We start from the raw sequence: 24,685 nt of genomic DNA on the forward strand, positions 1-24,685 counted from the left end.
CGTTCGCTCGGGCGGACGCCCTCTCCTTTCCTTTGTGTCGGTGGTGCGTGACTCCGCTCTCGGGGCGACGAGGCGTCGGTGGGAAGCGCCCTCCTGTGATGCTTCGAACAGGGAACACCGGCGCAGGGGAGGCTGGTACACAACTAGTATCTATGTTGTATCCAACCCCCTGGAGGTCCAGTGAGCGCGAGCGGTGTCGGCGGAGGAGAACCGGTGGTGGGAGCGGCCACGGAGCCGGAATCGGCGGCCGGACGGGCCTACGCCGTCCTGCGGAACCGCATCCTCGACGGGGAGTTCGAGGACGGCAGCATGCTCAGCGAGGGCCGCGTCGCCGCCGAACTGGGCATGAGCCGCACCCCCGTGCGAGAGGCCTTCCTCCAGCTCCAGGCCGAGGGATGGATGCGGCTGTACCCCAAACGGGGGGCCATGGTGCGCCCGGTCCCGCCGCACGAGTTCCGCGAGGTCCTCCAGGCGCGCCAGATCATCGAGTCCGCGGCGGTCCGCACCGTGTGCGCCTCGGCGGGCGGCTCCGAGCGGCTGGTCCGGCGCCTGCGCGAGGTGACCGAGGAGCAGCGGCACGCCTGGGAGCAGGACGACCTCGCCGCCTTCACCCGGGCCGACGTCGAGTTCCACCGTGAGGTGGTGGCCGCGGGCGGCAACTCGATCCTCCAGGGCTTCCACCAGCTCCTCCAGGACCGCCACCGGCGCATGACCACGCAGTCGATCAGCGACGACACCACCCGCGCCGAACGCGTCCTCGCACAGCACGCCGGGCTGGCCCGGCTCATCGAGGAGGGCGACGCCGAGGGCTACGCCCGGGCCACCGCCGAGCACCTGAGCGACATCCACGGCTCCACCGTGTGACACCCGTCCCGCCCCCGACCCCCGTTCCCTGAACCCGAACCCCGAGGAAGCAGCAGCAGCCATGGCCACGATCGAGGCCCACAGACCAAGCCCGCACGCACGGACCGGAGCCGGGCGGCGCCGAGCCCTGCCGGGTTGGCTCGCCGTCTGCGGCACCCTCTTCGCAGTCGCGTGGGGCGGCAACGAGTTCACCCCGCTCCTGGTCATGTACCGCCTGGAGAGCGGTCTGAGCGTGCAGGTCGTCAACGTCCTGCTCGGCGCCTACGTCCTGGGGATCGTGCCCGCCCTCCTTGTGGGCGGGCCGCTCTCCGACCGCCACGGACGCCGCCCCCTGCTTTTCCCGGCGCCGGTCCTGTGCGTGATCGGCAGCGGGCTGCTGGCTCTGGGGCCGGACTCGGTCGCCCTGCTGTTCGCCGGGCGCGTGTTCTCCGGGCTGGCACTCGGCCTGGTCATGGCGGTGGGCACCAGCTGGGTGAAGGAGCTGTCCCAGCCGCCCCACGACACCGGCGCCACGGCCGGGTCCGGGGCGGTGCGCGCCTCGCTCGCGCTCACCCTCGGATTCCTGCTCGGCGCGGTCGTCGCGGCCGCCATCGCCCAGTTCGCGCCGATGTCCGCCGTCCTGCCCTACGCGGTCAACATCGTGATCACCGTGCTGCTCGCAGTGGCCCTGCTGCGGGTTCCGGAGACCCACGGGCGGGGGACGGTGCCCGGCGGGCTCCTGGACGACCTGCGGGTCCCGGCAGCGCTGCACCGCCGGTTCCTGCTGGTGGTCGTGCCCATGGCGCCGTGGGTCTTCGGAACGTCCGCCACCGCCTACGCGATCCTGCCCAACCTGCTCGCCCACCGGGTGCCCGGCTACGAGGTCGGCTTCTCCGGGCTGCTGTGCATGGTGGCGCTGGCCAGCGGGGTCCTCAGCCAGCAGGTGGCCAAACGCGTGGACAGCCCGCACTCCTCACGCGCCGTCCTCGTCGCCCTGGGAACCGCCGCCGTCGGCATGGCCTTGGCGGTGTGGGCCTCGGCCGCCCTCACGATCCCGGCCGCATTGGTGGCGGCGGCGGTGCTGGGCGCCGCCTACGGTCTGCTGTTGGTGTCCGGCCTCCAGGAGGTCCAGCGCATCGCGGGACCCGACCGTCTGGCCGGGCTGACCGCCGTCTACTACTCGCTGGCCTACCTGGGGTTCTTCGTCCCCGCCGCCCTGGCGGCGCTGACCGGACGGTTCGACTACCCGGCCATGTTCGCGGTCGGAACGGGACTCGCGCTGCTGTGCGCCCTGGCCGTCGCCCTGTCCTGGCGACGCCACCTTCCCGCCGCGCACTGACTCAGCACTCGGGCGGGAACTCGTCGGTGCCCACGAGCGCCCCCTCGCCGCTGGTGTGCGTGCCCAGGTACACGCCGTCGTCGGCGGCCAGGAGTTCGGTGTCGAAGCCCAGTGTGGCGATGTCGTGCTCGGCGTCCTCCTCCAGCGCGGCGGCGGAGGTCACCCCCAGGGTGTACTCGGTCTCCGGGGAGTCGGGCACCACCCGGTAGGCCGGGTCCCCGGCCAGGTCGGTGATGGTCCAGTCCTCACCGGGGGCTCCCAGGTCCACCTCCAGGCGGTCGCCCTCGAACTCACGGGTGGCGTTCAGCCGCCACCCATGGTCCTCCGAGGCGAGTTCGATCCGCGCGGGCGGGCTCTCCCCGCACCAGGACACCAGGACCACCGGGAACTGGTGGCGCGCGGAGAAGTGACCGGTGGCCACGGCGCCCACCGCGCCGCCGTCGGGCGCGCAGGAGGACAGGAGGAGACAGGCCGAGGGGAGGAGCGCCAGGCGTCGCAGGGCGGCTCGGTCGAGGACTGACATGCCGTGATTGTGCCAACCGCTGTGGCGTGCCGTGCGGGACGCCCGGCGGCTTCGGGGCCGGGCGGGTGGAACACCACAGGTCACGTGAGGGCCGCGACGAATCCCGCGCGCGGTGTCGCTTCGGCGTGTCCCGTCACCGCGGGTGCGTCTCCGATTCGTGATCCGCCCCGCCCTTGACCTAGCTCGCCGGGGTTGCGAAGGATGGCGAAATCGGATTTTCGGTGACTTGTGACACGTGGGGCGGTGCGTCACCGTGGACGGGGGCGGCCGCCCGGAGAGGGATGCGTATGCGTTCACGGCGGTGGTCGATCGCGGCCTCAGGGCTCGGTCTCACACTCCTGGCCACGGCATGCGGCGGCGGAGGCGGGGCCGGAGACCAGGTCGAGGTCTTCTCCTGGTGGACCGGCGGCGGTGAGGAGGCCGGCCTGAACGCGCTCATCGAACGCTTCGAGGAGCAGAACGAGGGGATCGAGTTCGTCAACGCCGCCGTAGCCGGGGGATCGGGCACCAACGCCCAGGCCGTGCTGGAGGGACGGCTCCAGAGCCAGGACCCGCCGGACTCCTTCCAGGGGCACGCGGGGGCCTCCCTCCAGGACTACATCGAGGCCGGCTACCTGGCCCCGCTGGACGACTTCTTCGACGAACAGGGACTGCGCGAGGCCTACCCCGACCAGCTGGTCGAGCAGATCTCCTACGAGGACAGCGTCTACTCGGTCCCGGTGAACATCCACCGCTCCAACGTGATGTGGTTCAACCCCTCGCTGTTGGAGGAAGCGGGGGTGGACGGGCCACCGGAGACCCTGGACGAGCTGGTCGACGCGTTGGAGGCCGTGGACGCCGAGACCGACGCGATCCCCATGGCGGTGGGCGCCCAGTGGACCGTCGACCACCTGCTGGAGTCGGTGCTGCTGGGCTCACTCGGCACCGACGCCTACAACGCCCTGTGGGAGCCGGGCGCCGACTGGGACACCCCGGAGGTGGCCGAGGCGCTGGAGACCTTCGAGATCATCATGTCCCACACGCAGGAGGAGTCCGCAGCCGAGGACTGGCAGGAGGCGTCGCGCCGGGTGTCCGAGGGCGAGGCCGCCTTCAACGTGATGGGTGACTGGGCGGCCGGGTACTTCGACGAACTGGGAGCGCTCCCCGGGGAGGACTACGACTGGGCTCCCTCACCCGGAACGGACGGCACGTACATGTGGCTGTCGGACAGCTTCACCCTTCCGGCGGGCGCCCCCAACGAGGAGAACGCCTACTCCTGGCTCGAACTCGTCGCCAGCCAGGAGGGCCAGGACCTGTTCAACCCCCTCAAGGGCTCCATCCCGGCCCGCTCCGACGCCGACCCGGCCAACTACGCGGACAGTCCCTACCTGGAGTCCGCGCTCGCCGAGTGGCAGGCCGGACCGCAGCTGGCGGGATCGTTCTGGCACGGGGTCACCGTGGGAAACCGGTGGAAGAACGACATCGACACCGCCGTGGGCCTCTACCTCCAGAGCGGGGACCTGGAAGCACTCAACGCGGCCCTGCACGAGGCCGCCCAGTCCGAATGAGCGCGTCCACAGAACCCGGGGCCGCCGCGAACGGCGGCCCCGGCCACCCGAAACGTCCCGTGACGGGACCCCGCGCGCACCCGACACGCTTCCGACGGGCACTGACCAGGGCCCGCACGTGGTTCCCGGGCCTGCTGATGGTCTCCCCGTCGATCCTGCTCATCGGCGTGTTCGTCTACGGCATGATCGGCTGGAACACCCACCTGGCCCTGAGCGACAAGCACGCCCCGATCCAGGACGGCTCCTTTGTGGGGCTGACCAACTTCGTGCAGCTGTGGCAGGAGGCCCGCTGGCCCGCCGCCGTGAGCAACGCGGTCGTGTTCACCGTGGTGTTCGTCGGCGGCGCGCTGTTCCTGGGCTGGCTCCTGGGCCTGCTGCTGGACAAGGGCATCCGAGGCGAGGCGGTGTTCCGCACCCTCTTCCTCGCCCCGATGGCCGTCTCCTTCATCGCCACCGGAGTCGTGTGGCGGTGGCTGATGAACCCGGCGCCCGCCGAGCGCGCCACCGGACTCAACGCCCTGTTCGTCCACCTCAACCTGGACTTCCTCGTCAACGACTGGTGGACCGCGCCCGACTTCGGCATGGCGGCGATGGCGCTGCCCGCCGTCTGGCAACTGGCGGGGTACGTGATGGCGCTGTTCCTGGCCGGGTTCCGCGGGGTGCCCGAGGAGCTGCGCGAGGCGGCCCGCGTGGACGGGTGCTCGGAGTGGGGCGTGTACTGGCGGGTGGTCATGCCGCAGCTGCGCCCGGTCGTCCTCAGCGCCGTCATCATCCTGGGACACATGTCGTTGAAGGTGTTCGACCTGATCATCGCGGTGGCGGGCCAACAGATCGTCGCCGACGTCCCCGCTGTGTACATGTGGGCGATGGTCTTCGAGGTCCGCGACCCGGCCAAGGGAGCCACGATCGCGTCCTACCTGCTGTTCGCGGTGGCGGTGTTCGTCATCCCCTACCTGGTGTGGACCGTGCGCAAGGAACGGAGCGAGGGCCGATGACCCAGAGCGCACCCGAACGGGTGGTCGCCCCCGGCGGCGGCGCGTCCGGGACCACGCGGCGCGGGCAGGCGGTCAAGTTCACCGTCCTGTTCGTGCTGGCGGCCCTGTTCCTGCTGCCGATGTACGTGCTGGCGGTGACCGGGTTCAAACCCTTCGACGAGGCCACCGCCGCCCAGGCCTGGCTGCTGCCGCGCAACTGGAGTCTGGAGGGGTGGTCGACCGCCTGGTCGTCGCTTGCCCCGGGGCTGTGGAACAGCGTGCTGATGGCGGTGCCGAGCGCGGTCATCTCGGCCGTGCTCGGCTCGATGAACGGCTACGTGCTGGCGCGCTGGCGCTTCCCCGGCGCCGACACGGTGTTCACGCTGTTCCTGTTCGGGATGTTCATCCCCTACCAGGCGGTGATGATCCCCCTCCAGCAGATGCTGGTGAGCGCCGGGCTCATGGGCGGGCTGTTCCCGCTCATCCTGGCGCACACGGTGTACGGCATCCCGATCTGCACGCTCATCTTCCGCAACTACTACGCGAGCATCCCGGGGTCCCTCATCGAGGCGGCACGGGTGGACGGCGCGGGTCTGCTGCGCACGTACGCCCACGTGGTGCTGCCGGTGTCGGCACCGGCGTTCGCGGTCACACTGATCTGGCAGTTCACCTCCGCGTGGAACGACTTCCTCTTCGCGGTGTTCCTGACCGGGCCCAACAGCTGGCCGGTGACGGTGCAGCTGAACAACGTGGCCGGGTCCATGGTGGTGCCCTACAACCAGCAGATGGCGGCGGCGGTGCTCGCCTCACTGCCGACGCTCCTCATCTACCTGGTGCTGGGGCGGTACTTCATGCGCGGCCTCATGGCGGGCGCGCTGAAGGGCTGACCGGGATCGGCCGCCGGAGACGCCCCCCCGGCGGCCGTCCCGTCAACCCCGCCCGGCCGAGTAGACGCTCAGGTGCGTGTGGGCCAGGGAGAACAGCGGGGTGGGCACTCCGAGTTCGCGGCCTCTGGCGACCAGGTCACCGACGATGTGGTCGCCCTCCACCGGGTTGTCGTGGGTCAGGTCCCAGTACATGGACGTGGAGGTGTCGCGTTCGGTGTCGGAGATGACCTTGTCGGCGAACCCCCTGATCCGGTCGCTGGGCGGGTAGCCCGCGGCGGTCGCCACGGTGATGGCCTCCGCGAACATCCCCGCGCTGAACTCGGAACCGCCCGGGGCGCGGTTGACCCTGCCGATGGGGGCCCGCATGAGGCAGGTGACGGCGCCCAGGCTGCCCAGGAAGACCCACTTGTCCCACATCTCCTGGCGGATGTCCTTGGTGGGTCGCGCGGTGTACCCGGCCTCTTCCAGGGCCGTGTGGACCCGGTCCAGGTCCACCACGGGGGAGTCGGAGAGCGGGCCGTAGACGAGTTCGCCCAGCTTCCCCACCTCCACGATGCCGCCGTCCTCGTCCAGGCGGGTCATCACCATGCACACCCCGCCGTACACCCGGTCAGGGCCGAACCGCTCGACCAGGACGTCCAGGTGACGCATGCCGTTGAGGAAGGGGACCACCACCGTCCGGGGGCCCACCGCCGGCGCGAGGTCCTCGACGGCGCCCTCGAGCCCGTAGGACTTCACCGAGAGCAGGACGAGGTCGTAGTCGTCGGTGAGCTCGTCCCTGGTCACCGGACGGACGGGGATGTTCTCGGTGCGGCCGTCCACGGAGCGGATGTTCAGTCCGTGCTCCCTCAGGAGCGCGGCGCGGGCGGGGCGGACCAGGAAGTCGACGTCGCGACCGGCCTGGACGAGCCGCCCGCCGAAGTAGCCGCCGACAGCTCCCGCACCCACGACAAGGATCTTCATGTCTCTCCTGGTTCAGCCCAGCCCGATGGATCAGGCAAAACGTATGACGATGGGACGCAACCCCGCAAGGGGTGCCCCTAGCGCCTGTGGACAACGCGGTCCGGGGTGCGGGTGAACGCGGAGCTGAGCAGCAGTCCCACCCCCGCGGCCGTCGCCGCCACCACCGGGACCAGGCCGGGGCTCGCGGCGACCGCCGCACCGCCGAGGACGCCGCCCAGGGCGGCTCCTACATAGACCGACCCGCTGTGCACGGCCATCGCCTGCGAGGCCGCGTGCGTGCCCGCACGGTCGAGCATGAGCGTCTGGAGGCCCGGCGGCACGGCCCAGGCCGCGGCGGACCAGGCCACGAGCAGGGGCGTCACCGCCCACAGCGGAGCCGGGCGGGCCAGCCACAGGAGGGCGAGCGCGGACATGGTGAGAGCGAAGAGCACCACGGAGCACCGCAGGGTGCGCGGGGCCCCGATCCGGTCCACCAGGTATCCGGAGGCCTGCGCCCCCAGCAGCCCGCCGACCCCGGAGCACACCAGTAGTACGCCGAGCACCACGGGGGTGACGCCGGAGAGCCCGGACAGCACCACCGCGACGTAGGTCTGGAAGGCGAGGTTCCCGGCCACGGTCAGGACGGTGACGGCGAGGACGACCGCCACGGTCCGGTCGACGAGGGGGCGCACCAGGTCGGTCAGCGTCCGGTCATCCTCCTCGACGACCACCGAGGGCAGGGTGCGGGAGGCCAGGGCCAGCGCGGCCAGGCCCAGGAACCCGCAGGACACGAAGGTGGCCTCCCAACCCCACAGGGCTCCGATCCACGTCCCGAGGGGGACGCCGAGCAGTACCGCGCCGGTCAGACCGGTCATGACGGCGGCCAGGTGGCGGCCCCTGCGCTCCGGTGGGGCGAGGGTGCCAGCCAGGGCCAGGGAGGTGGGCAGGACCACCGCGGCCGCGAGTGCCGCGATCACACGCAGGGCCATCAGCGCCGGGTAGCCGTTCACCAGTGGCACGGCGACGTTGGCCGCCGCGAAGACGGCCAACGCCCCGAGGAGCGCCCGCCGTCGGGGGACCCGGGCGAACAGGACCGCCCACAGGGGAGCGGTGAGCGCGTAGACGAGGGAGTAGACGGTGACGAGCTGTCCGGCGGCGGTCTCCGAGACGGTAAACGCGGAGGCGATCGCCGGGAGTACGCCGATGATCACGAAGTCGTCCGTCTGGACCGCGAACGCGGCCAGTACCAGGGGGAGGAGCCACAGGGGAGGCAGGCGGGGACCACGCATGGATTAAGGGTAACAGTTGTTTCCTGAATGGAGGCGCGTGTTCGCGCCGCCTCCTGCTTCGGCGAACACCCGCACGTTCTCCCGATCCTGAGCGGCATCGGGCGCGGACCGGAGCAGTCCGAGGACGGCGGGGGAGCCGGGGCACAGGGCTGGCTGTCAGAAAGGGGGGCTCCCCTTCCGAGGGGCGTCCCCCTCGGACAGTTCCGCGCGCATCCATTCCAGGGCCCCGGACAGGAGCCGGGACACGTGCATCTGGGAGCAGCCCACCTCGCCCGCGATGCGCGCCTGTTGCCAGCCGTCGAAGTAGCGCCGCCGCAGGATGAGCCGCTCCCTGGGCGTCAGCCGGGTCAGGACGGAGCGGGCCGCCTGCCGATCGACGACCAGGTCCAGACCCGGGTCGCGGACCCCCAGGTACCGCTCCATGGCGTTGGACGACTCCTCACCGCGCGGATCCGGAGCGCTGAGCGAGAACGTGTTGTAGGCCTCCGAGACCAGCAGTGTCTCCTCGACGTCGGCGACCGTCACTCCCATCTCCCGGGCGATCTCCTCGTTCGACGGTTGGCGGCACAGGCGTTGCTCTAGGTCCTGCCTGGCCTGGAGCAGGAACGGGCGGCGCGCCTGGGGCGCGCGGGGTGTGTGCACCGACCACGTGTGGTCGCGGAAGTGACGCTTGATCTCCCCGGTGACCGTGGGCAGCAGGTAGGAGACGAAGGGCTTGCCCCGGCCGGGGTCGAAGCCCTGGATGGCCTTGACCAGTCCCAGGTGGGCCGTCTGCCTCAGGTCCTCGATGTCCTCGCCCCGACCGCCGTAGCGTCGGGCGATCCGGTTCAGGAGTGGTCGGTAGTGGGCCACGATGCGTTCCTTGAGCCGGACGGCGGCGGCGCTGCCCTCTTCCAGAGACCGCAGCTCCAGGAGGATCGCCTCGGCAGAGGCGTCCTCGGGCGGTTCCTCCACGGTTCCGGAGCCGTCGGACGGCACTGGCGCGAACCTCGTCGTGTTCGGACGCATGTGAACCTCACAACCAGTCACGTGTGGGCGGTGCGGCCAAGGCGCGGCGTCCTGGTGCTTCCTGGCGGGATCGCCTGCGGTGCCCGGCCGACCTGGTCGGCGCGCGGTACGTCACGGCCAGCGTGCCCTGGATGGAGACTTGGGGGAACCTCACATGTCAGGACTTGACGCGTTGTTGTGGACCTGTTGGGCGGCCAGACCGCCCGCGTCGCGGCGGTGAAGCACTCCAACGTGCCAGGGGCGGGACCTTTCACCTCCGGAGCCGTTCACGCCGGATGGGTTCCCCGGACCCGGGTGTGGGCCGGGCGGGACCGTGCGCTGGCGAGGACCCGCGTGGAGCCCGCCAGGAGGACCTCCGCGCGTTACCCCGTCCGCCGTGTGTGGCGACGGATCCTCTCTTGTGAGCGGCTCGAATCTTGTGAGCGGCTCGAACGCGTCCGCCCGTGCCCACGACCGAAGCGGCAGAGCCGGCCGTGCCGGGTAAAGATCGCCTCCGCGCGTGTTTGGCGGGACCGGCGCCGGGTCACTCGCCAGTGGAGAGCACGAAGGTCCGCACTCCGCTGTCAGGGGGTGCGGGCCCGACGAGCGGCCAGGGAGGGCGTATGAGCCGATCGACTCCGCCCGCACCGGTGAACGGCCGGGAGCGGACACGCGACGAGGATGTTCCGGAGCAGCACCGGCGACGGGTCGCGGCGTCGTTCGCCCGGGCCGTGCGCTCCGGAGACCTCGACCTGCCCCTGCCGGGCGGCGGGGACACCCGGCGCCGCTGGCGGGCGCTCCGGGACCTGGCGCGTGAGGACCTGTCCCTGGCCAGGCTCGCGGAGGGACACGTGGACGCCATGGCGATCCTCGCCGAACTCGGCGCCGCGCCGCCCCGGCACGGACAACTGTGGGGGGTGTGGGCGGCCCACCCTCCCGGGCCCAACGTGACGGCCCGGGCCATCGACGGGGTCTGGCGGTTGAGCGGACTGAAACCCTTCTGCTCCGGTGCGCGCACGTGCACGCACGCCCTGGTGAGCGCCGAGGTCGACGAGGGCGAACGCCGCCTCTTCGCTGTCGCCACGGCGGGGGCGGGGACGGTGGAGGGGACGTGGGCCAGCGCGGGGATGGCGGCCAGCGACACCCTGACGTTCGGGTTCGACGACGTTCCCGCCGAGGCGGTCGGGAGTCCGGGCGCCTACGTCCGACGACCGGGCTTCCACCACGGGGGCGCCGGGGTGGCCGCCTGCTGGCTGGGCGGCGCGGTGGCGGTGAGTGCTCCCCTGGCCGCCAGAGCCGCCCGAGAGACGGCGGACGTCCACCTACGGACCGCGTGGGGGAGCGTGGACCGCGACCTCCACGCGGCCGCGGCGGTCCTGGGACGGGCGGCCGACGAGATCGACGCCGACCCCGAGGACACCCTGGGACGGGCCGCACCCCGCACTGCCCGCGCCCGAGCCGTCGTGGCCGGGGTCTGCGGCGACGTCCTGAGACGGACCGGCGAGGCGTTGGGCGCGGGGCCGCTCGCGGCTGACCCGGAGTACGCGCGCGCCGCCGCCGACCTCGCCGTGTACGTGCGGCAGCACCACGCCGACCGCGACCTGGCCGAGCTGGGCGGGCTCACCGCGACGAAGGAGGACCTACCCCATGAGTTCTGACACCCGCCCCGGCGTCCACCCGATAGACGCTGAGGGGACCCCGGAACGGTTCTGGCGGGAGTGGGGCCTCCTGCGGCGGCTGCCCGCGTTCGCTCTGACGGGAATCGCGGACGCGGTCGTGGTCGCGCCCCACCCCGACGACGAGACGCTGGGATTCGGCGGGGGACTGGCGCTGTTGGCGGCGCTCGGCACACGGATCACCGTCGTGGCGGTCACCGACGGAGAGGGATCCCATCCCGAGGGCTGCGCCCTCGCCCCGGAGGGCCTGGTCGCGGCGCGTGCCGAGGAGAGGGCGCGGGCGCTGTCCATGCTGGGAGCCGGGGACGTCCGTGTCGTGCGGCTGGGGCTCCCGGACGGTGAGGTGACGCGACACCGTTCCCTCCTCACCGCACACCTCACGGACCTGTGCGCGGGCGCCCAGCTCTGCGTCACGTCCTGGGCGGGCGATCTGCACCCGGACCACCGCGCCACCGGCCTCGCGACCCGCGACGCCGTCCACGGCGGGGTCCAGCCGTCGAGAACCGTCCGGGGCCCGGGGCCGACGCTGGTCAGCTACCCGGTGTGGATGTGGCACTGGGCCCGTCCCGCGGACGAGTCGGTGCCCTGGGAGCGGGCGCGGGGGATCGACCTGCCCGCGGCCACGCGGCGGCGCAAGGATCGCGCGCTGGGCGCCTTCACCACCCAGACCGAGCCGACCGGTTCGTCGGCGCGGGACCGGCCGGTGCTCGACGAGGGAATGCTCGCGCACTTCCGACGCGACCGGGAGGTGGTGTTCCGGTGAGCGTCGGACGGCACTACTTCGACTCCATGTACGCGGGGGCCGCGGACCCGTGGGGATTCCGGAGCCGATGGTACGAGGCCCGCAAACGCGCGCTCACCATCGCCTCGCTGCCCCGCGAGAGGTACGCGCGGGCCTTCGAGCCAGGGTGCGCGATCGGGGTGCTCACGAAGGCGCTCGCGGAGCGCTGCGACGAGGTCCTGGCATGGGAGGTCGTGCCGGAGGCGGCCTCCCGGGCCAGACGGGACCTGACCGGCGCCGACCACGTGGAGGTCGTCCACGCCGCTGTCCCCGAGGAGTGGCCGGAGGGAGACTTCGACCTCGTGGTGCTCTCCGAACTCCTCTACTACTTCGACGACACCGACCTCGCGACCGTGTTCGCCCGGACCGCCCGGTCACTGGCCGGGGACGGCACGGTCATCGCCGTGCACTGGCGACACCCGGTCGACGATCACGTCCGGTCCGGTGACGACGTGCACCGGGCACTCGACGCTGTACCGGGACTGGGCCGGACGGTGCTGCACGTGGAACGGGACTTCACGCTCGCGGTGTACGAGCGCTCCGACACCCGCGGGCCGCTCTCCGTCGCGCAACGTGAGGGGCTGGCCTGATGGAGGCCGTCGCCGTGGTGATTCCCGCGCATGACGAGTCGGAGACCATCGTGGCCTGCCTGCGGTCGGTTCGGGCCTCCCTGCGCCACTGTGGGGTGCCCCCGTGGCACCGCCGCGTGGTGGTGGTCGCCGATGACTGCACCGACGCGACAGCCACGCTGGCCCGGGCGGAGGGAGCCCACGTCGTGGAGGTCGCGTACCGCAACGTCGGAGCGGTACGGCGTACCGGCGTGGAGCTGGCGCTCGAACTCGCGCACCACCGGTCCGAGAAGGACCTGTGGCTGTCCTTCACCGACGCCGACAGCGTGGTCCCGGAGCACTGGATAGCCGCGCAGCTGGCCCTGGCTCGGACCGCCGACGCCGTGGCGGGCACCGTCGAGGTCACTGACTGGTCCGGGCGACCCGCCGAGCTGGCCGAGCACTTCGCGCGCACCTATCCGGTCGTCCGGGGCGACGAGCACCTCCACGTCCATGGGGCCAACCTCGGGGTGCGGGCCTCCGCCTATCTTGCCTGTGGCGGCTTCGAGGCCCTGCGCCTCTCGGAGGACCAGGCCCTGGTCGCGGAGCTGGTGCGCCGGGGCCACTGTGTGAGTCGTCCCTGCGACCTGCCGGTGGTGACCTCGGCCCGGAGCTCCCCACGCGCCGCCGGGGGGTTCGGGGACTGTCTGAACCGGCTCACGCAGCCCGTGATGCGGCAGGAGCACACACTCCGCCGCCCTTCCCGGCGATGGGGGAATCCTGGCTGGTGGGGGTACTGAGAGGGTCTCCCTCACCCCAGATCCCTGGCCTACGGTGGCTGGTATGGACAACCGAGCGGAAGTGCGTGAATTCCTCATCTCGCGGCGCGCCCGGATCAGCCCCGGGGACGTCGGGCTGCCGGCCGGCGCGAAGCGTCGCGTGAAGGGTCTGCGCCGCAGCGAGGTCGCGACCCTGGCCGGTGTGAGCGTGGAGTACTACACCCGGCTGGAGCGCGGAGCGATCAGCGGTGCCTCCCCGGAGGTGCTCAACAGCCTCGTCAAGGCACTGCGCCTGGACGACGCCGAGAGGGCGCACCTGTTCGACCTCGCGCACGCGGCGAGCCCGGTGGCGCGGCCGCCCAAACGACGGAGCGCGAAGAGCTGGTCCCCGCACACCAGCCTCCAGTGGACGCTCGACGCGATCACCGCCGGGCCCGCCTTCGTCCGAAACGGACGCATGGACCTGCTGGCGGTCAACACGCTGGCGCGGGCGTTCTACAGGGACGTCCACGCGATGCCGGGCCAGCCGCCCAACGTCGCCCGGTTCACCTTCCTGGACGAGCGCGCCCGGACCTTCTTCCCCGACTGGGACATGTTCGCCGAGGTGACCGTCGCGATCCTGCGCACCGAAGCGGGACGGGACCCGCACAACAAGGAGCTGCACGACCTGATCGGTGAGCTCTGCACCCGTAGCGACGAGTTCCGCCACCTCTGGGGCGCGCACGACGTCCGTCACCACGGCACCGGGTTCAAGACCTTCGACCACCCCGTCGTGGGTGAGATGACCCTGGCCTTCGAGGGGATGGAGCTGGCCGCCGAGCCTGGTCTGACCCTCACCGTCTACACCGCGGAGCCCGGGTCGGCCTCGGCCGAACGGATGAGCCTGCTCGCCTCCTGGGGAGCCAGCGAGTTCCAGGCCGAGCGGGCCGTCGACGAGTCGCACCCGTAGGGCGGCTCCGAGCTCCGGGGCAAAACCGCGGTCAAGAGGCGGCCGCCCCGCCGTTCCGCGACGGGGCAACGGTGGACGCGGGCACGACCATGGGAACCGACCACCACGAGACCGCACCACGGGAGGACCGCCTTGGAACACGTCACCGGCACCGCGACCCTCAGGGGACCGTCCGAACGCTTCACCGGCGACGTCTACCTGAACATGATCGAGGCCCCCGCCGAACCGGCCCGCCTGGCCGCCGCGCTGGTGCGCTTCACCCCCGGTGCACGAACGAATTGGCACTCCCACACCCTGGGCCAGGTCCTGCACGTCACGGACGGTGTCGCGATGGTGGGCACCCGCGACGGCGCCGTCGTGCGCGCCTCCCCGGGCGAGACCGTCCGGTGCCCGCCCGGAGAGGAGCACTGGCACGGCGCCACCGACGAGGCGTTCATGTCACACCTGGCCCTGGTGGTCGGGGACGGCCACGGCGACGGCACCACCTGGCTGGAGCCGGTCACCGATCACCAGTACACGGAGGCTCTGGCCTCCGCCACCAGCCGAGCGAAGAAGGAAACCTCATGACGACGATCGCGATCATCGGCGCGGGCCCCGGCCTCGGCGCCGCCGCCGCTCGAAGGTTCGGCCGGGAGGGGTTCTCCGTCGCACTGGTCTCCCGCAACGAGGACAGACTCGACCAGCTCGCCCGTGACCTCGCCGCGGAGGGGATCGAGGCGCGCGGCTACGGGGCCGACGTACGCGACCGGCCCTCCCTGACCCGTGCGCTGGAGTCGGCCGCCGGGGAACTGGGGACGATCGAGGTGCTCCAGTACAGCCCGGTCCCCAGCCGCGAGTTCCTCCGCCCGGTGCTGGAGACGACCCCCGAGGACCTGGCCGCGGCGGTGGAGTTCTCCGTCCTCGGCCCGGCCACCGCCGTCGGTCAGGTGCTGCCCGGGATGGGTGAGCTCGGCCACGGGACGATCCTGCTGGTCAACGGCTCCAGCGCCGCGACGCCCAACGGGAACGTCGCCGGAACGTCGACGGCGTTCGCCGGGGAGTCCGCCTACGGACACATGCTCCACGAGGCCCTCGCACCGGTGAACATCCACGTCGGGCAGCTCATCATCCCCGGAGCGATCGGAGGGGGTGACCCCCGCTACGCTCCCGAGGCCCTCGCGGACCGGTTGTGGACCGTCCACGACGAGCGCGGCCCCTTCCGCACGACCGTGTGAGCCGGGCGGGCCGCCCCGAGCTCAGGCTTCGGGGATGTCACGCCCGAAGGCCTCGGGGGTGACCGACACGGGGTCGGGACCTCCCCGGACCCCCGTGTCGAGCGCGTCGATCGTGGTGAGCTGGTCCGTCGTGAGTTCGAAGTCGAAGACGTCGAAGTTCGCGGCGATCCTCTCGCTCCTGACCGACTTCGGGATCGCGGACCGGCCCTCCTGCAGGTGCCAGCGGAGCATGACCTGGGCGGGCGTCCTGCCGTGGGCCGCCGCGATCTCCCGGATCACCGGGTCGTCGAAGGTGGACCGCTCGCCGTGGCCCCGGTAACTGGTGATGCCCCCCATCGGTGACCAGGCCTGGGTCAGGATTGCCTGCTCCGTGTCCGCCGCCTGGGCGTCGGACTGCACGAAGTAGGGGTGGACCTCGATCTGGTTCACCGCGGGTACGACGTCGGTCCGTTCGAGCAGGTCGGCCAGGACCCCGGGCATGAAGTTGCTGACGCCGATCGCCCGGACGCGCCCGTCGTCCAGCAGGGTCTCCAGCGCCCTGTAGGCCTCGACGGTGTCGTCGAACCCCGTGGGGACGGGCTGGTGGAGCAGCAGGAGGTCGATCTGCTCGACGCCGAGCTTGCCCGCGCTCTTGTCGAAGGCGTGCAGGGTCCGGTCGTATCCGTAGTCGCTGATCCAGACCTTCGTCTCGATGAACACCTCGGACCGGTCCAGGCCCGAACGGCGGATGCCCTCGCCGACCTCGCGCTCGTTGAAGTACGCGGCGGCGGTGTCGATGAGCCGGTAGCCGACGCTGAGGGCCTCGGCGACGGACGCGGCGGTGACCTCGGGCGGGGTCTGGAAGACGCCGAAGCCCAACGCGGGCATCTCCACACCGTTGTTCAGGGTCAGGTTCATGTCGTTCCTCCTTCGGTCGTCCGATCTGGGGGCCGTGTCGACACCCGTCCGTGATGGCCGACGTCGTTCATGATGTCGAAGGAACGCGGGGAACCTCCCCAGCGGTCGGGCGTGTGTCTCCCGCTGGGTCCCCGACCCGGACGAACGGCGGTCACACCCGCCCCTGGTTTCTCTGTCGGAGACTAGCCACCATCGAATTCGACAATGCTGGTGTGTGTCAATGTTTATCCGCAATTGTCGCAAAATGGGATGTGATTTGCGGAATGTTGAGCGGTGAAGGCCCGATGCGGCCAAGGTGTTCTCTTTCCCTGTCCGGGTTCCTCACCTGACGTCACTGACGCAACAGAGATGCGGGGCCGGGTCATTCCGGTCGAGACAGTTATGGGTGTATCCAACCGAGTGAAGGAACCCGTGTCGGGCGTGATCTCGATGGACGGCGTCGCTTTGACGGTGCGTGCGGGTTCGGGAATCCGGAACCGGCGTCGAGGGACGCAGGGGGTGGGGCCGCTCAGTTCGCCAGGTCCGGGTACAGCTCGTCGTAGGGGACGTCAGGCGTCCGGAACGGATCGGCGTCCACTGAGCAGTCGGAACTGAGGATCGGAATGTGCCGGCCCGCCCCGCGGCCCTCCAACTCCTCCAGATAGTCCACATGTCCGCTGCCAGTCGGCTCGCGGGTGACCCGGAACAGGTGGTTCCGGACGCTCGCGGTCAGGGTGCTCTCGTCACTCGCCTCGAAGCCCAGCAGCGTCGCGCGGGCCGCGATCGTGGCCGCGTCGTAGTAGACCAGGCTGTAGCCGCTGTAGAAGTCCTCCGGAACGGAGGTGCTCTCCGTCTCGGCCCTCACCGTCGTGGTGACGGCCGCCCGGTAGTCGTCGAACCCCTCCGGGCTCCAAGCGCCCTCTTCCAGCCAGGAGGGATCGAAGGCGCTCGCCTGGACGAGGCGGTAGTGCTCCCCGGCCGAGTCGTCGTCGGCGGGCGCGCACTCCGTGCCGGAGTAGGACCTGATCATGTCCGGAAGCAGTCCGAGTTCCATGGAGTACACCGTGATCGGGACGTCGGATTCGGCCCTGCAACCGCGCAGTTCCAAGGATCGCAGGAAGGTCTCCAGGTCGGAGAACCGTCCGGCGAAGAACACCGCGTTGGTCCCCGGGTTCGCGCAGATCTCGTTGGCTATGTGATCGAAGTAGACAGTCGTGTTCGCCGAGCCGGCGCTGCCCTGGAACGTCAGCGAGTTCTGGACGAGATAGGGGTCGAGATACCGGCGGAACTGATCAGCCAGATCCAGTGAGAAGGTGTCGGCCTCGTTCTCGTCGACGAGCAGCAGCCCCCTGGCCGGTTCCTGGTCCGACTCGGCCTCACGGTCCAGGTGGTCGCGCAGAGCCGCCGCGAAGTCCTCGTTGTTGGGGGCCGCTCGGATGAGTCCGGGCGAGTGCACACTGTTGATCGTGGTGGAGGTCGAGGAGCCGGCGACCATGGGAATCCTGAGCTCGGACAGTTCCCGGGCGACTTCCTCGGTCTTGGTGGTGGTCGAAGACTGCCCGATGACCACGGACAGGGGAATGTCGTCGTGGACCATCGATTCGAGGGCGTCGATGACCGCATCGGTGCCTTGCTGCACACTCCCCTCGTTGGCCAAGTAGAGCTGGAAGATCCGGCTCCCCTCGGCGACCACCTCAACTCCGGAACCGGTCTCCGCGAATCCGTTCTGTCGCATGAGCGCGACATAGGTCCCCTCGACGGCGCGGACGATCTGCTCCTCGCTCAGGTCCGCGCTCCCGTCGAGTGAGAACGACGTCATCATCACGATGCGGAAGGCCTCGACGTCGTCCCGGGAGGCGGCGAGCTCCTCGACCTCGGTGTTCATGCTGTGGATCCGGCTGGTGAGCCAGTCGAGATCCGCTTCGAAGGAAGAGGAGCCGTCGTTGACGCCGACGCATTCGCCTTCGATCTGCTGGAGGCCCGTCCCGCAGACCAGGTACGGCCAGCCGAACACGCCCCCGACCATGGTGGCGACGAGCGCCACCACCGTCGAGAGGACCGCTGTCGCCCGGGTTCGCCTGAACCGCCGCCGTTGGAGCGGTGAACCGATCCTGCGCACGAGTTCGGATCGGGTGAGCGGGAACTCGAGGTCCCCGATGGAGGATCGGCCCTGTTCCATGCGTCCTCGTTCTCAGAAGTCGATATCGGAGTCGAGTGGGTTCACCGGGCGTTCCAGCGAGATGCTCTCGTGGAATTCGGCCTCGGACTGGAACGGGTGGGAGTCCTCGCAGACGGCTCCCAGCTCGTGGAACGCGGTCCTCACGCGCAGGTGCACGTCCCTGGTGTACATGCTCTCGAAGGGGTCCTCGATGACCCATTTGCCGGCGACGATGCGCAGGATCCTCGACAACCGGTGGTCCAGCGGGGCTCCGTCCGACCGACGAGGACCCCGGTTCTGTACGAGGAACCCGTAGCGCTGCAACGGAGTGAAGCCGTCCGCGCCGGGGTCGTCGATCGGCGGCTGCGGTACCGACGTGGTGTGTCGGATGAGGTCGAGCACCTCGGATTCACGGCCGGGCAGGTCGAGCAGCGCGTCGAGCTCCCGGCACACCGCCATGAGGTCGCCGGACCCGAGCGTGTAGTAGTACCAGTTCGGGGTGTGGCCGCTCGCCCCTTTGTCGGACCGCGTCGCGAGCCGGCGGAAGGCCTCGTCGCGGTCGCAGCGCACCCATGTCGGTTCCTTCTGCCAGCGACGAAGCAGCAACCGCATCATCAGCGCGCGGGCCGAGCGTGCCGCTCCCGAGTTCTCGTTCCATGCCAGCCAGTGGCGGTCGTCGAGTCCGGTGAGGTCCTCGCCGAGGTCGTAGGTCCGGATGAGGTGATCGACGTCCTGGAGGTCCTTGGCGAGCGAGCAGATCGTCAGCGCTTCGAGCGTCCGGCTCTTGAGGTCGAGCTCGGAGTGTTTCAGCAGGGCCTTGATGATGGAGTCGCCCAGGTGCTCCTGCAGTGTCGGGGCGTCCTCAGCGCCGCCGCGCTTCTGGCGGAGCAGGTGCTGGAGTCCGTTGTAGGCGCGCAGTCCGTCGATCGCCGGATCCTGGAGCAGATAGCTGGTGGCGGCCACGTATCCCCCGGTGAGTCCGAAGATGAGTCCGGGGAAGTAGTCGTCGATGCGGTGCGGTGTGCGGTCCGCCAGTTCGCGTGCCTCGGAGGGACTGAAGTCCGGGGCCGGGACCGCCTTCACCCTGCTCAGGAGAGGCCTCTCGGGAGTGCTGCTCACCAGCAGCAGTGGTATCCGGCCGGCCCCCTGGTGGGCGGGCGAGGACTGCGCGGACCGGAACAGTGCGAGCAGCCCGCCGCCCCTGCTGGCCGGCTGCTTCAACGCGTCGACGTCGTCCAGGAAGACCACGCGCCGGTACTGGCCGGCGGCTTCGGCCTGATCGCGCAGATCGGCGAGGAAGGCGTGGACGAGCCACTCGTTGTGACTGGTCTGGATCATCCACTCGGTCTCGCGGTCCCGCTCAGCCTTCTCGGTTCCGGCCTGTTCCGGATAGGGGTTGATGAGCGAGCCCCAGGCCCGGGTCTTGAACCACTGCTCCACGGCGGCGCCGATCTTCCTGCGCGGCAGCGCGAGGGCGTGGCTGATCGGACGTGCGGCGCCGAGCTGGAACTTGAGGAAGAGCAGATTCACCTCCACCACGACGGTGACGGACGTGGCGGCATTGTCACGACGCCCGCGTCGGGCTCCGCGGTCGGAACGTGCCTGCCGTCTCCAGTGTCTGACCAGATCCGGCCAGAATCTGGTGTAGTCGCTGACGGGGGTGAGGCCGTCGAGCAAGGCGGTGAGCACCAGGTCCAGCCTCGGGAAGTGGCAGCGCGGCAGTCCCGGTGTCCTGGCGCTCAACTGGTCCCGAATATCGCGGAAGAGGTCCGGCACGGTCTCCGGTCGGTATTCGTTGCAGTTGACGAACGCGGTGGGGGTGATCAGCCGCATGATCTCGTTGGACTGAGTGAGCAGGGTGGTCTTGCCGCTCCCGGAGGGGCCGTGGACGATGAGGTTGCCGGACTCGTCCGAGTCGTCCCGGCAGGAATCGAGAATGTCGTCCAGGGGGCGGTCGCGGAGAATGGTCGATCCGGACACGTCGACCTGGGTGGACATGGGACGGAGTTTCATCTGGGAGAGATCTCCTGGATCGGCTTCGACCGAGGATACTCGACAGGGGCGGGATTCGCTGGTCGCAATTCGGACCACGCGAGGTCGGTACCCGCGTGCCGCTTCGCGCAATTCCTTGGAAACCCCTGGTCGAGGTGGAGGGATCGGCCTGTTGAAACTCCTGGCCTCGGCAGGGATTGATCCGCGGAGTTCGCGTGGGACGGCATCAGGGACCTTGGCGCGGCAGGCTCGCGGTAGTAGACTCTTCTGCCGCGGATTCTCTGTGTCAGGGCTTGTTCGCTGCGCCCGCCGTACGGATGTGACCGCGCAGAACGACGAAGATCTCCACGGGCCTGCCTACGGACTCGACTCCTGTCGGTGCCTCAGTCGTGTCGGATCTCCGAGTCAAGAATGGTTGCGCGTCAAGGCGGCCCTGTGAGCCAGTGCCGAGGCTTCCCTTTTATTGCACGTGTGGTCCGACCGAGGAGCTTTGCGTCTTCTGCATTTCCCCGGGACATGAGGATTCGAGCCCACTTCCTTAAAGTACGTTTCTGTTCGTACCGGAGTGAAGTGCTCTCTGTCTTCAAGCCTTGGTTCTCGGTCCGGGTCGGCCGTCCCGAGGACCCTTTCACTCCTGTCGGAGGTGCTCTTCGGCGTGGGACGCGGTTATATCGGGGAAAGTGCGGAATGGGCCCGGTGCGGTTCCGAACAGCGGTCCGTGCCCCATCATGTCCGAGGCCGCGCGTACACGTCGAACTGGAGGGCGCCGGCGTCGGCGGCCAGGGCCCGTCCCCGAGAACTCCCGGGACGGTTGCCCCTGCCCCCGCCACCCTCCAGGATGGGGCGTACCGGAGGCCCCGGGGCCTCACCGACCGACGAGAGCACAGGTGCCATGACCGCTTTGACGACCTCCAGCCGTGTGGACGACATCCTCCGGCGGAGCGCGGCCAGGACCCCCGCGAACACCGCGCTGGTCTTCGCCGACCGGGAGTGGACCTACTCCGGACTCGACGACGCGGTCACCCGGGCGGCCGCGCGGCTGCTGGCGACGGGCGCGGCCAAGGGTGACCGCGTCGCGGCCTATGGCAGGAACTCCGACGCCTACCTGATCGGTTTCCTCGCCTGCGCGCGGGCCGGGCTGGTGCACGTGCCCATCAACTTCGCCCTCAGGGGCACGGAGCTCGCCTACCTGCTGGAGCAGTCCGGCAGCACCGTGGCCCTGGTCGACCCGGCATTGCGCTCGGCCGTGGACGACCTGCGCACCGAGACCGGCGTCGAGCAGGTGCTGGAACTGCGCGACGCCCCCGGCTCGCTGCTGGAGGAGGCCACGCGGGGGCCGGTTCCCGATCTGGACGCGGAGGTGGCCGACACCGACCTGGTCCAGCTCCTGTACACCTCCGGTACCACCTCCAGACCCAAGGGCGCCATGATGACCCACCGGGCGCTCGTTCACGAGTACCTCTCGTGCCTGGTGGGGCTGGACCTGGACGCCGGGGACAACCCGTTGCACGCGATGCCCCTGTACCACTCGGCTCAGCTGCACGTCTTCCTCCTTCCGTGGCTGGCGGTGGGTGCCCGCAACACCCTGGTGGAGACTCCCGACCCCACGGACCTGCTGAACCGGATCGAGGCCGACGGGCACGGCGCCTTCTTCGCCGCCCCCACCCTGTGGGTGGCGATGGCCAACCACCCCTCGTTCGACGACCGGGACCTGTCCAGCCTGCGCAAGGCCTACTACGGTGCCTCGATCATGCCCGGACCGGTCCTGGACCGACTCCGCGCGGCCCTGCCCGACCTGGGCTTCTACAACTGCTTCGGCCAGAGCGAGATCGGCCCTCTGGCCACCGTGCTGCGCCCCGAGGAGCACGAGGCCAGGCCCGCCTCCGCGGGGCGTTCGGCCCTCTTCGTGGAGCTGCGTGTGGTGGACGAGAACGGGGAGGAGGTCGCGCCGGGCGAGCTCGGCGAGGTGGTCTACCGGTCACCGCAGCTGTGCCTGGGCTACTGGGACAAGCCGGAGGACACCAAGGAGGCCTTCCGGGACGGTTGGTTCCACTCCGGTGACCTGGTGCGCGCCGACGCCGAGGGCTACATCGAGGTGGTCGACCGGATCAAGGACGTCATCAACACCGGTGGGGTGCTGGTGGCCTCCCGGGAGATCGAGGACGTGCTGTTCTCCCACCCCGGGGTGGGAGAGGCCGCTGTGGTCGGAACCGCTGACGAGAAGTGGATCGAGGCGGTGACGGCGTACGTGGTGCCCGCGGCGGACGCCGACACCGAGACGCTTCCGGAGCAGTTGGTGGCGCACGTGCGCCACCAACTGGCGCCGTTCAAGGTGCCCAAGACGGTGCGGGTGGTCAGCGAGCTGCCCCGCAACGCCTCGGGCAAGATCCTCAAGCGCGAACTCCGCGACCGGTCGGCCTGACCCCGCGCGGCCCTCCGGTCACACCGTGACCGCCCCCTGGAGGGCCTTCCACGCCTCGACCACGTGGTGGTCCCGAGTGAACGTCCCACCTGTGGCGAACCGGAGGATCAGGCGCCCCTCCCGTTCGGAGTGGGTCAGGAACGTCGTCCCCTGGGTGTGCGGGGCCGGAGAGCGCGCATACCTCGCATCCGTCCGATCGGGGCGGTTTCCCCTATGGTTGGGGCGAACGGCTTCTGGCTGGGAGGGATCGCCGTCCCGAGACGGTCGGAGACCGCCCGGCCGCGTGGCGCGGCCCCCTGTGTGTAGAGGTAGATGCTCCTATGTCCGACGGTTCCTCCCAGTCCACCGCCGACGGTTTCGACCGGCCCTCCCCCATCGACACCACCCGGACGCACTCGGCCCGGATCTGGAACTACTGGATGGGCGGCAAGGACCACTACCCGATCGACCGCGTCGCGGGCGACCAGGTGGCCGAGTCCTTCCCGGAGATCGTGGACCTGGCCCGCACCAGCCGGGAGTTCCTGAACCGCGTGGTGACCCACCTGACGGAGGAGGCGGGGATCCGCCAGTTCCTCGACATCGGCACCGGGATGCCCACCGCGAACAACACCCACGAGGTGGCCCAGGGGATCGCTCCCGAAAGCCGGGTGGTCTACGTGGACAACGACCCCCTCGTGCTCACGCACGCGCGCGCCCTGCTCGTGGGAACCCCCGAGGGCGTCACCGACTACATCGACGCCGACCTGCGTGACCCCGAGGCGATCCTGGAACGGGCAGCGAAGACCCTGGACTTCGACCAGCCCATCGCCCTCATGCTGATGGGAGTGCTGGGCCACGTCCCGGACGAGGAGCTCCAGCCGATCGTGGGGAAGCTCCTGGACGCGCTGCCCTCCGGCAGCTACCTGGCCAGCTACGACGGCACCAACACCAACGAGGCCTACAACGAGGCCATCGAGGAGGGCAACAAGCACGGCGACGACCCCTACCGCCTGCGCAGCCCGGAGGCGGTCGCCGCTCGCTTCGAGGGCCTGGAGCTGCTCGAGCCGGGCGTGGTGCCCTGCCCCCGGTGGCGTCCACTGGAGGGTGAGCTCAGCGCCCGTCGCGGTTTGGACCAGTACGGCGGAGTGGCCCGCAAGCCCTGAGAGTCGGGTTCCCCGATTCCGGCGTGAACCGCCCCGGGGGCACCCGACCAGGGCTGCCCCCGGACCCGGGATCAGGTGTTCAGGTGTTCAGGTGCCGCCAGCGGACCGGATCGAAGTGGGCGCGGATGCCCTCGCTCCGCGGTAGGTCACCGCGTTCGGAGCACTCCAGGACCAGCATCTCCTCTTCTCCCGGATCGAAGGCGTACTCCACCCGCTCCACCCGCGAGGACACTCCGCAGTCGGCCAGGAACTCCCGCATCCGGTCCAGCGCCGGATAGCGCGTGAAGTCCGAGTGCCGGAACAGCGGGTACAGCCGCACCTGCCAGCGGGACAGCCGCACCAGCTCCAACAGCGCCTCCCTGTGGAACTCCTCGTCCAGCTGCCTGCCGTACGAGAACAGCAGGTGGGAGCTGAGCACCAGGTCGAAGGAGTGGTCGGGGAAGGGCAGGTGCGGCAGGGAACCCTCCACGTAGCGCTCCGGGTGCGCGGTCACGTCCGCGCCGAACCTGCGCGCCGACTCCGAACGCAGCCGCGTGTACTGCTCCGGACCCTCGAACCACGTCCACACGAAGTCCGACTGGTGTTCGACCAGATCGGCGTGCTTGTGCTCGTTCTCCAGCAGGGCCAGCTCGGCCAGCTTCCCCCGGTTCTCGCCGTACTCGGGATCCACCGCCGTGACGTCGGAGCCCCGGGCGCGGGCCTCGGCCGTGAAGCTCGCGGCGCCGCCGGGGCAGTCCAGGATCCTCAACGACAGGTCGTGGTCGGAGAGCCCGAACATGGACCGGTACTCCGCGAAGTCGCGCGCGCTGACGAACAC

General features: G+C 70.3%; 22 protein-coding genes. 14 read left to right on the plus strand and 8 right to left on the minus strand.

Going from position 1 to position 24,685, the window contains the following annotated elements:
• Positions 1-180 precede the first annotated feature (180 nt).
• Entirely contained in the window at positions 181-864 is a 684-nt protein-coding gene (locus tag D452_RS0126425; RefSeq protein ID WP_051061373.1) for a GntR family transcriptional regulator, read from the plus strand.
• 61 nt (positions 865-925) lie between these two features.
• Positions 926-2,182: an MFS transporter gene (locus D452_RS0126430; RefSeq protein ID WP_017547147.1), complete on the plus strand. Its 1,257-nt coding sequence runs from the start codon at positions 926-928 to the stop codon at positions 2,180-2,182.
• A 1-nt stretch (position 2,183) separates the two neighbouring features.
• Here the strand turns inward: D452_RS0126430 and D452_RS0126435 are convergent, their stop codons facing one another.
• Positions 2,184-2,705, minus strand: coding sequence for a hypothetical protein (locus tag D452_RS0126435; RefSeq protein WP_017547148.1), 522 nt, complete (start codon positions 2,703-2,705; stop codon positions 2,184-2,186).
• 287 nt (positions 2,706-2,992) lie between these two features.
• Here D452_RS0126435 and D452_RS0126440 point away from each other — a divergent pair, with 287 nt between their 5' ends.
• Genes D452_RS0126440 through D452_RS0126450 form a run of 3 tightly spaced genes read left to right on the plus strand, consistent with a single transcriptional unit; the run spans position 2,993 to position 6,113 of the window.
• Positions 2,993-4,252 carry an ABC transporter substrate-binding protein gene (locus D452_RS0126440; protein WP_017547149.1) on the plus strand — a complete coding sequence of 420 codons (1,260 nt, stop codon included), beginning with the start codon at positions 2,993-2,995 and terminating at the stop codon, positions 4,250-4,252.
• Positions 4,249-5,247, plus strand: a complete 999-nt coding sequence (locus tag D452_RS0126445) for a carbohydrate ABC transporter permease (protein ID WP_017547150.1) — start codon at positions 4,249-4,251, stop codon at positions 5,245-5,247. Before D452_RS0126440 ends, D452_RS0126445 begins: the two co-directional genes overlap by 4 nt.
• Positions 5,244-6,113 (plus strand): carbohydrate ABC transporter permease, encoded by an 870-nt coding sequence (locus tag D452_RS0126450; RefSeq protein ID WP_017547151.1) that lies wholly within the window; start codon positions 5,244-5,246, stop codon positions 6,111-6,113. The genes D452_RS0126445 and D452_RS0126450 overlap by 4 nt, the downstream gene beginning before the upstream one ends.
• 42 nt (positions 6,114-6,155) lie before the next feature.
• Here the strand turns inward: D452_RS0126450 and D452_RS0126455 are convergent, their stop codons facing one another.
• The 3 genes from D452_RS0126455 to D452_RS0126465 all read right to left on the minus strand — a co-directional run bounded on the left by D452_RS0126455 (position 6,156) and on the right by D452_RS0126465 (position 9,322).
• Entirely contained in the window at positions 6,156-7,076 is a 921-nt protein-coding gene (locus D452_RS0126455; RefSeq protein ID WP_017547152.1) for a ketopantoate reductase family protein, read from the minus strand.
• 77 nt (positions 7,077-7,153) lie between these two features.
• A complete protein-coding gene (locus tag D452_RS0126460; protein WP_017547153.1) occupies positions 7,154-8,344 on the minus strand; it encodes an MFS transporter in 1,191 nt (396 codons plus the stop codon).
• 156 nt (positions 8,345-8,500) lie between these two features.
• Positions 8,501-9,322 carry a sigma-70 family RNA polymerase sigma factor gene (locus D452_RS0126465; protein WP_017547154.1) on the minus strand — a complete coding sequence of 274 codons (822 nt, stop codon included), beginning with the start codon at positions 9,320-9,322 and terminating at the stop codon, positions 8,501-8,503.
• Positions 9,323-9,954: 632 nt separating this feature from the next.
• Between D452_RS0126465 and D452_RS0126470 the strand changes: the two genes are divergently transcribed.
• The 7 genes from D452_RS0126470 (at position 9,955) to D452_RS0126500 (ending at position 15,278) form a co-directional block, all read left to right on the plus strand.
• Positions 9,955-10,989 (plus strand): acyl-CoA dehydrogenase, encoded by a 1,035-nt coding sequence (locus tag D452_RS0126470; RefSeq protein ID WP_239646458.1) that lies wholly within the window; start codon positions 9,955-9,957, stop codon positions 10,987-10,989.
• Positions 10,979-11,770, plus strand: a complete 792-nt coding sequence (locus D452_RS0126475; protein ID WP_017547156.1) for a PIG-L deacetylase family protein — start codon at positions 10,979-10,981, stop codon at positions 11,768-11,770. The genes D452_RS0126470 and D452_RS0126475 overlap by 11 nt, the downstream gene beginning before the upstream one ends.
• On the plus strand, positions 11,767-12,378 hold the full coding sequence (locus D452_RS0126480) for an SAM-dependent methyltransferase (protein WP_017547157.1): 612 nt from the start codon (positions 11,767-11,769) through the stop codon (positions 12,376-12,378). Before D452_RS0126475 ends, D452_RS0126480 begins: the two co-directional genes overlap by 4 nt.
• On the plus strand, positions 12,378-13,136 hold the full coding sequence (locus D452_RS29075; RefSeq protein WP_017547158.1) for a glycosyltransferase: 759 nt from the start codon (positions 12,378-12,380) through the stop codon (positions 13,134-13,136). The genes D452_RS0126480 and D452_RS29075 overlap by 1 nt, the downstream gene beginning before the upstream one ends.
• A 43-nt stretch (positions 13,137-13,179) precedes the next feature.
• A complete protein-coding gene (locus D452_RS0126490) occupies positions 13,180-14,064 on the plus strand; it encodes a helix-turn-helix transcriptional regulator (protein ID WP_017547159.1) in 885 nt (294 codons plus the stop codon).
• Positions 14,065-14,196: 132 nt separating this feature from the next.
• Entirely contained in the window at positions 14,197-14,631 is a 435-nt protein-coding gene (locus D452_RS0126495) for a (R)-mandelonitrile lyase (RefSeq protein WP_017547160.1), read from the plus strand.
• The gene (locus D452_RS0126500; RefSeq protein WP_017547161.1) at positions 14,628-15,278 is read left to right on the plus strand and encodes an SDR family NAD(P)-dependent oxidoreductase; all 651 of its coding nucleotides are present in this window, start codon (positions 14,628-14,630) and stop codon (positions 15,276-15,278) included. Before D452_RS0126495 ends, D452_RS0126500 begins: the two co-directional genes overlap by 4 nt.
• Positions 15,279-15,299: 21 nt before the next feature.
• Here D452_RS0126500 and D452_RS0126505 read toward each other — a convergent pair whose 3' ends face one another.
• The 3 genes from D452_RS0126505 to D452_RS0126515 all read right to left on the minus strand — a co-directional run bounded on the left by D452_RS0126505 (position 15,300) and on the right by D452_RS0126515 (position 20,310).
• A complete protein-coding gene (locus D452_RS0126505) occupies positions 15,300-16,175 on the minus strand; it encodes an aldo/keto reductase (RefSeq protein WP_017547162.1) in 876 nt (291 codons plus the stop codon).
• Between the two features lie 508 nt (positions 16,176-16,683).
• Entirely contained in the window at positions 16,684-18,333 is a 1,650-nt protein-coding gene (locus tag D452_RS0126510) for a type 1 periplasmic-binding domain-containing protein (RefSeq protein ID WP_017547163.1), read from the minus strand.
• Positions 18,334-18,345: 12 nt separating this feature from the next.
• The gene (locus tag D452_RS0126515; RefSeq protein WP_152498651.1) at positions 18,346-20,310 is read right to left on the minus strand and encodes a hypothetical protein; all 1,965 of its coding nucleotides are present in this window, start codon (positions 20,308-20,310) and stop codon (positions 18,346-18,348) included.
• An 886-nt stretch (positions 20,311-21,196) separates the two neighbouring features.
• On the opposite strand from D452_RS0126515, the gene D452_RS0126520 reads away from it, so the two are divergent.
• Together D452_RS0126520 and D452_RS0126525 are read left to right on the plus strand one after the other, a co-directional pair.
• A complete protein-coding gene (locus tag D452_RS0126520) occupies positions 21,197-22,726 on the plus strand; it encodes a fatty acyl-CoA synthetase (protein ID WP_026129700.1) in 1,530 nt (509 codons plus the stop codon).
• Between the two features lie 320 nt (positions 22,727-23,046).
• Positions 23,047-23,868, plus strand: a complete 822-nt coding sequence (locus tag D452_RS0126525) for an SAM-dependent methyltransferase (protein ID WP_017547166.1) — start codon at positions 23,047-23,049, stop codon at positions 23,866-23,868.
• A gap of 79 nt (positions 23,869-23,947) precedes the next feature.
• On the opposite strand, the gene D452_RS0126530 is transcribed toward D452_RS0126525, so the two are convergent.
• The gene (locus D452_RS0126530; protein WP_017547167.1) at positions 23,948-24,685 is read right to left on the minus strand and encodes a methyltransferase domain-containing protein; all 738 of its coding nucleotides are present in this window, start codon (positions 24,683-24,685) and stop codon (positions 23,948-23,950) included.

It is taken from the genome of Nocardiopsis prasina DSM 43845, assembly GCF_000341265.1.
Classification (GTDB): Bacteria; Actinomycetota; Actinomycetes; order Streptosporangiales; family Streptosporangiaceae; genus Nocardiopsis; species Nocardiopsis prasina.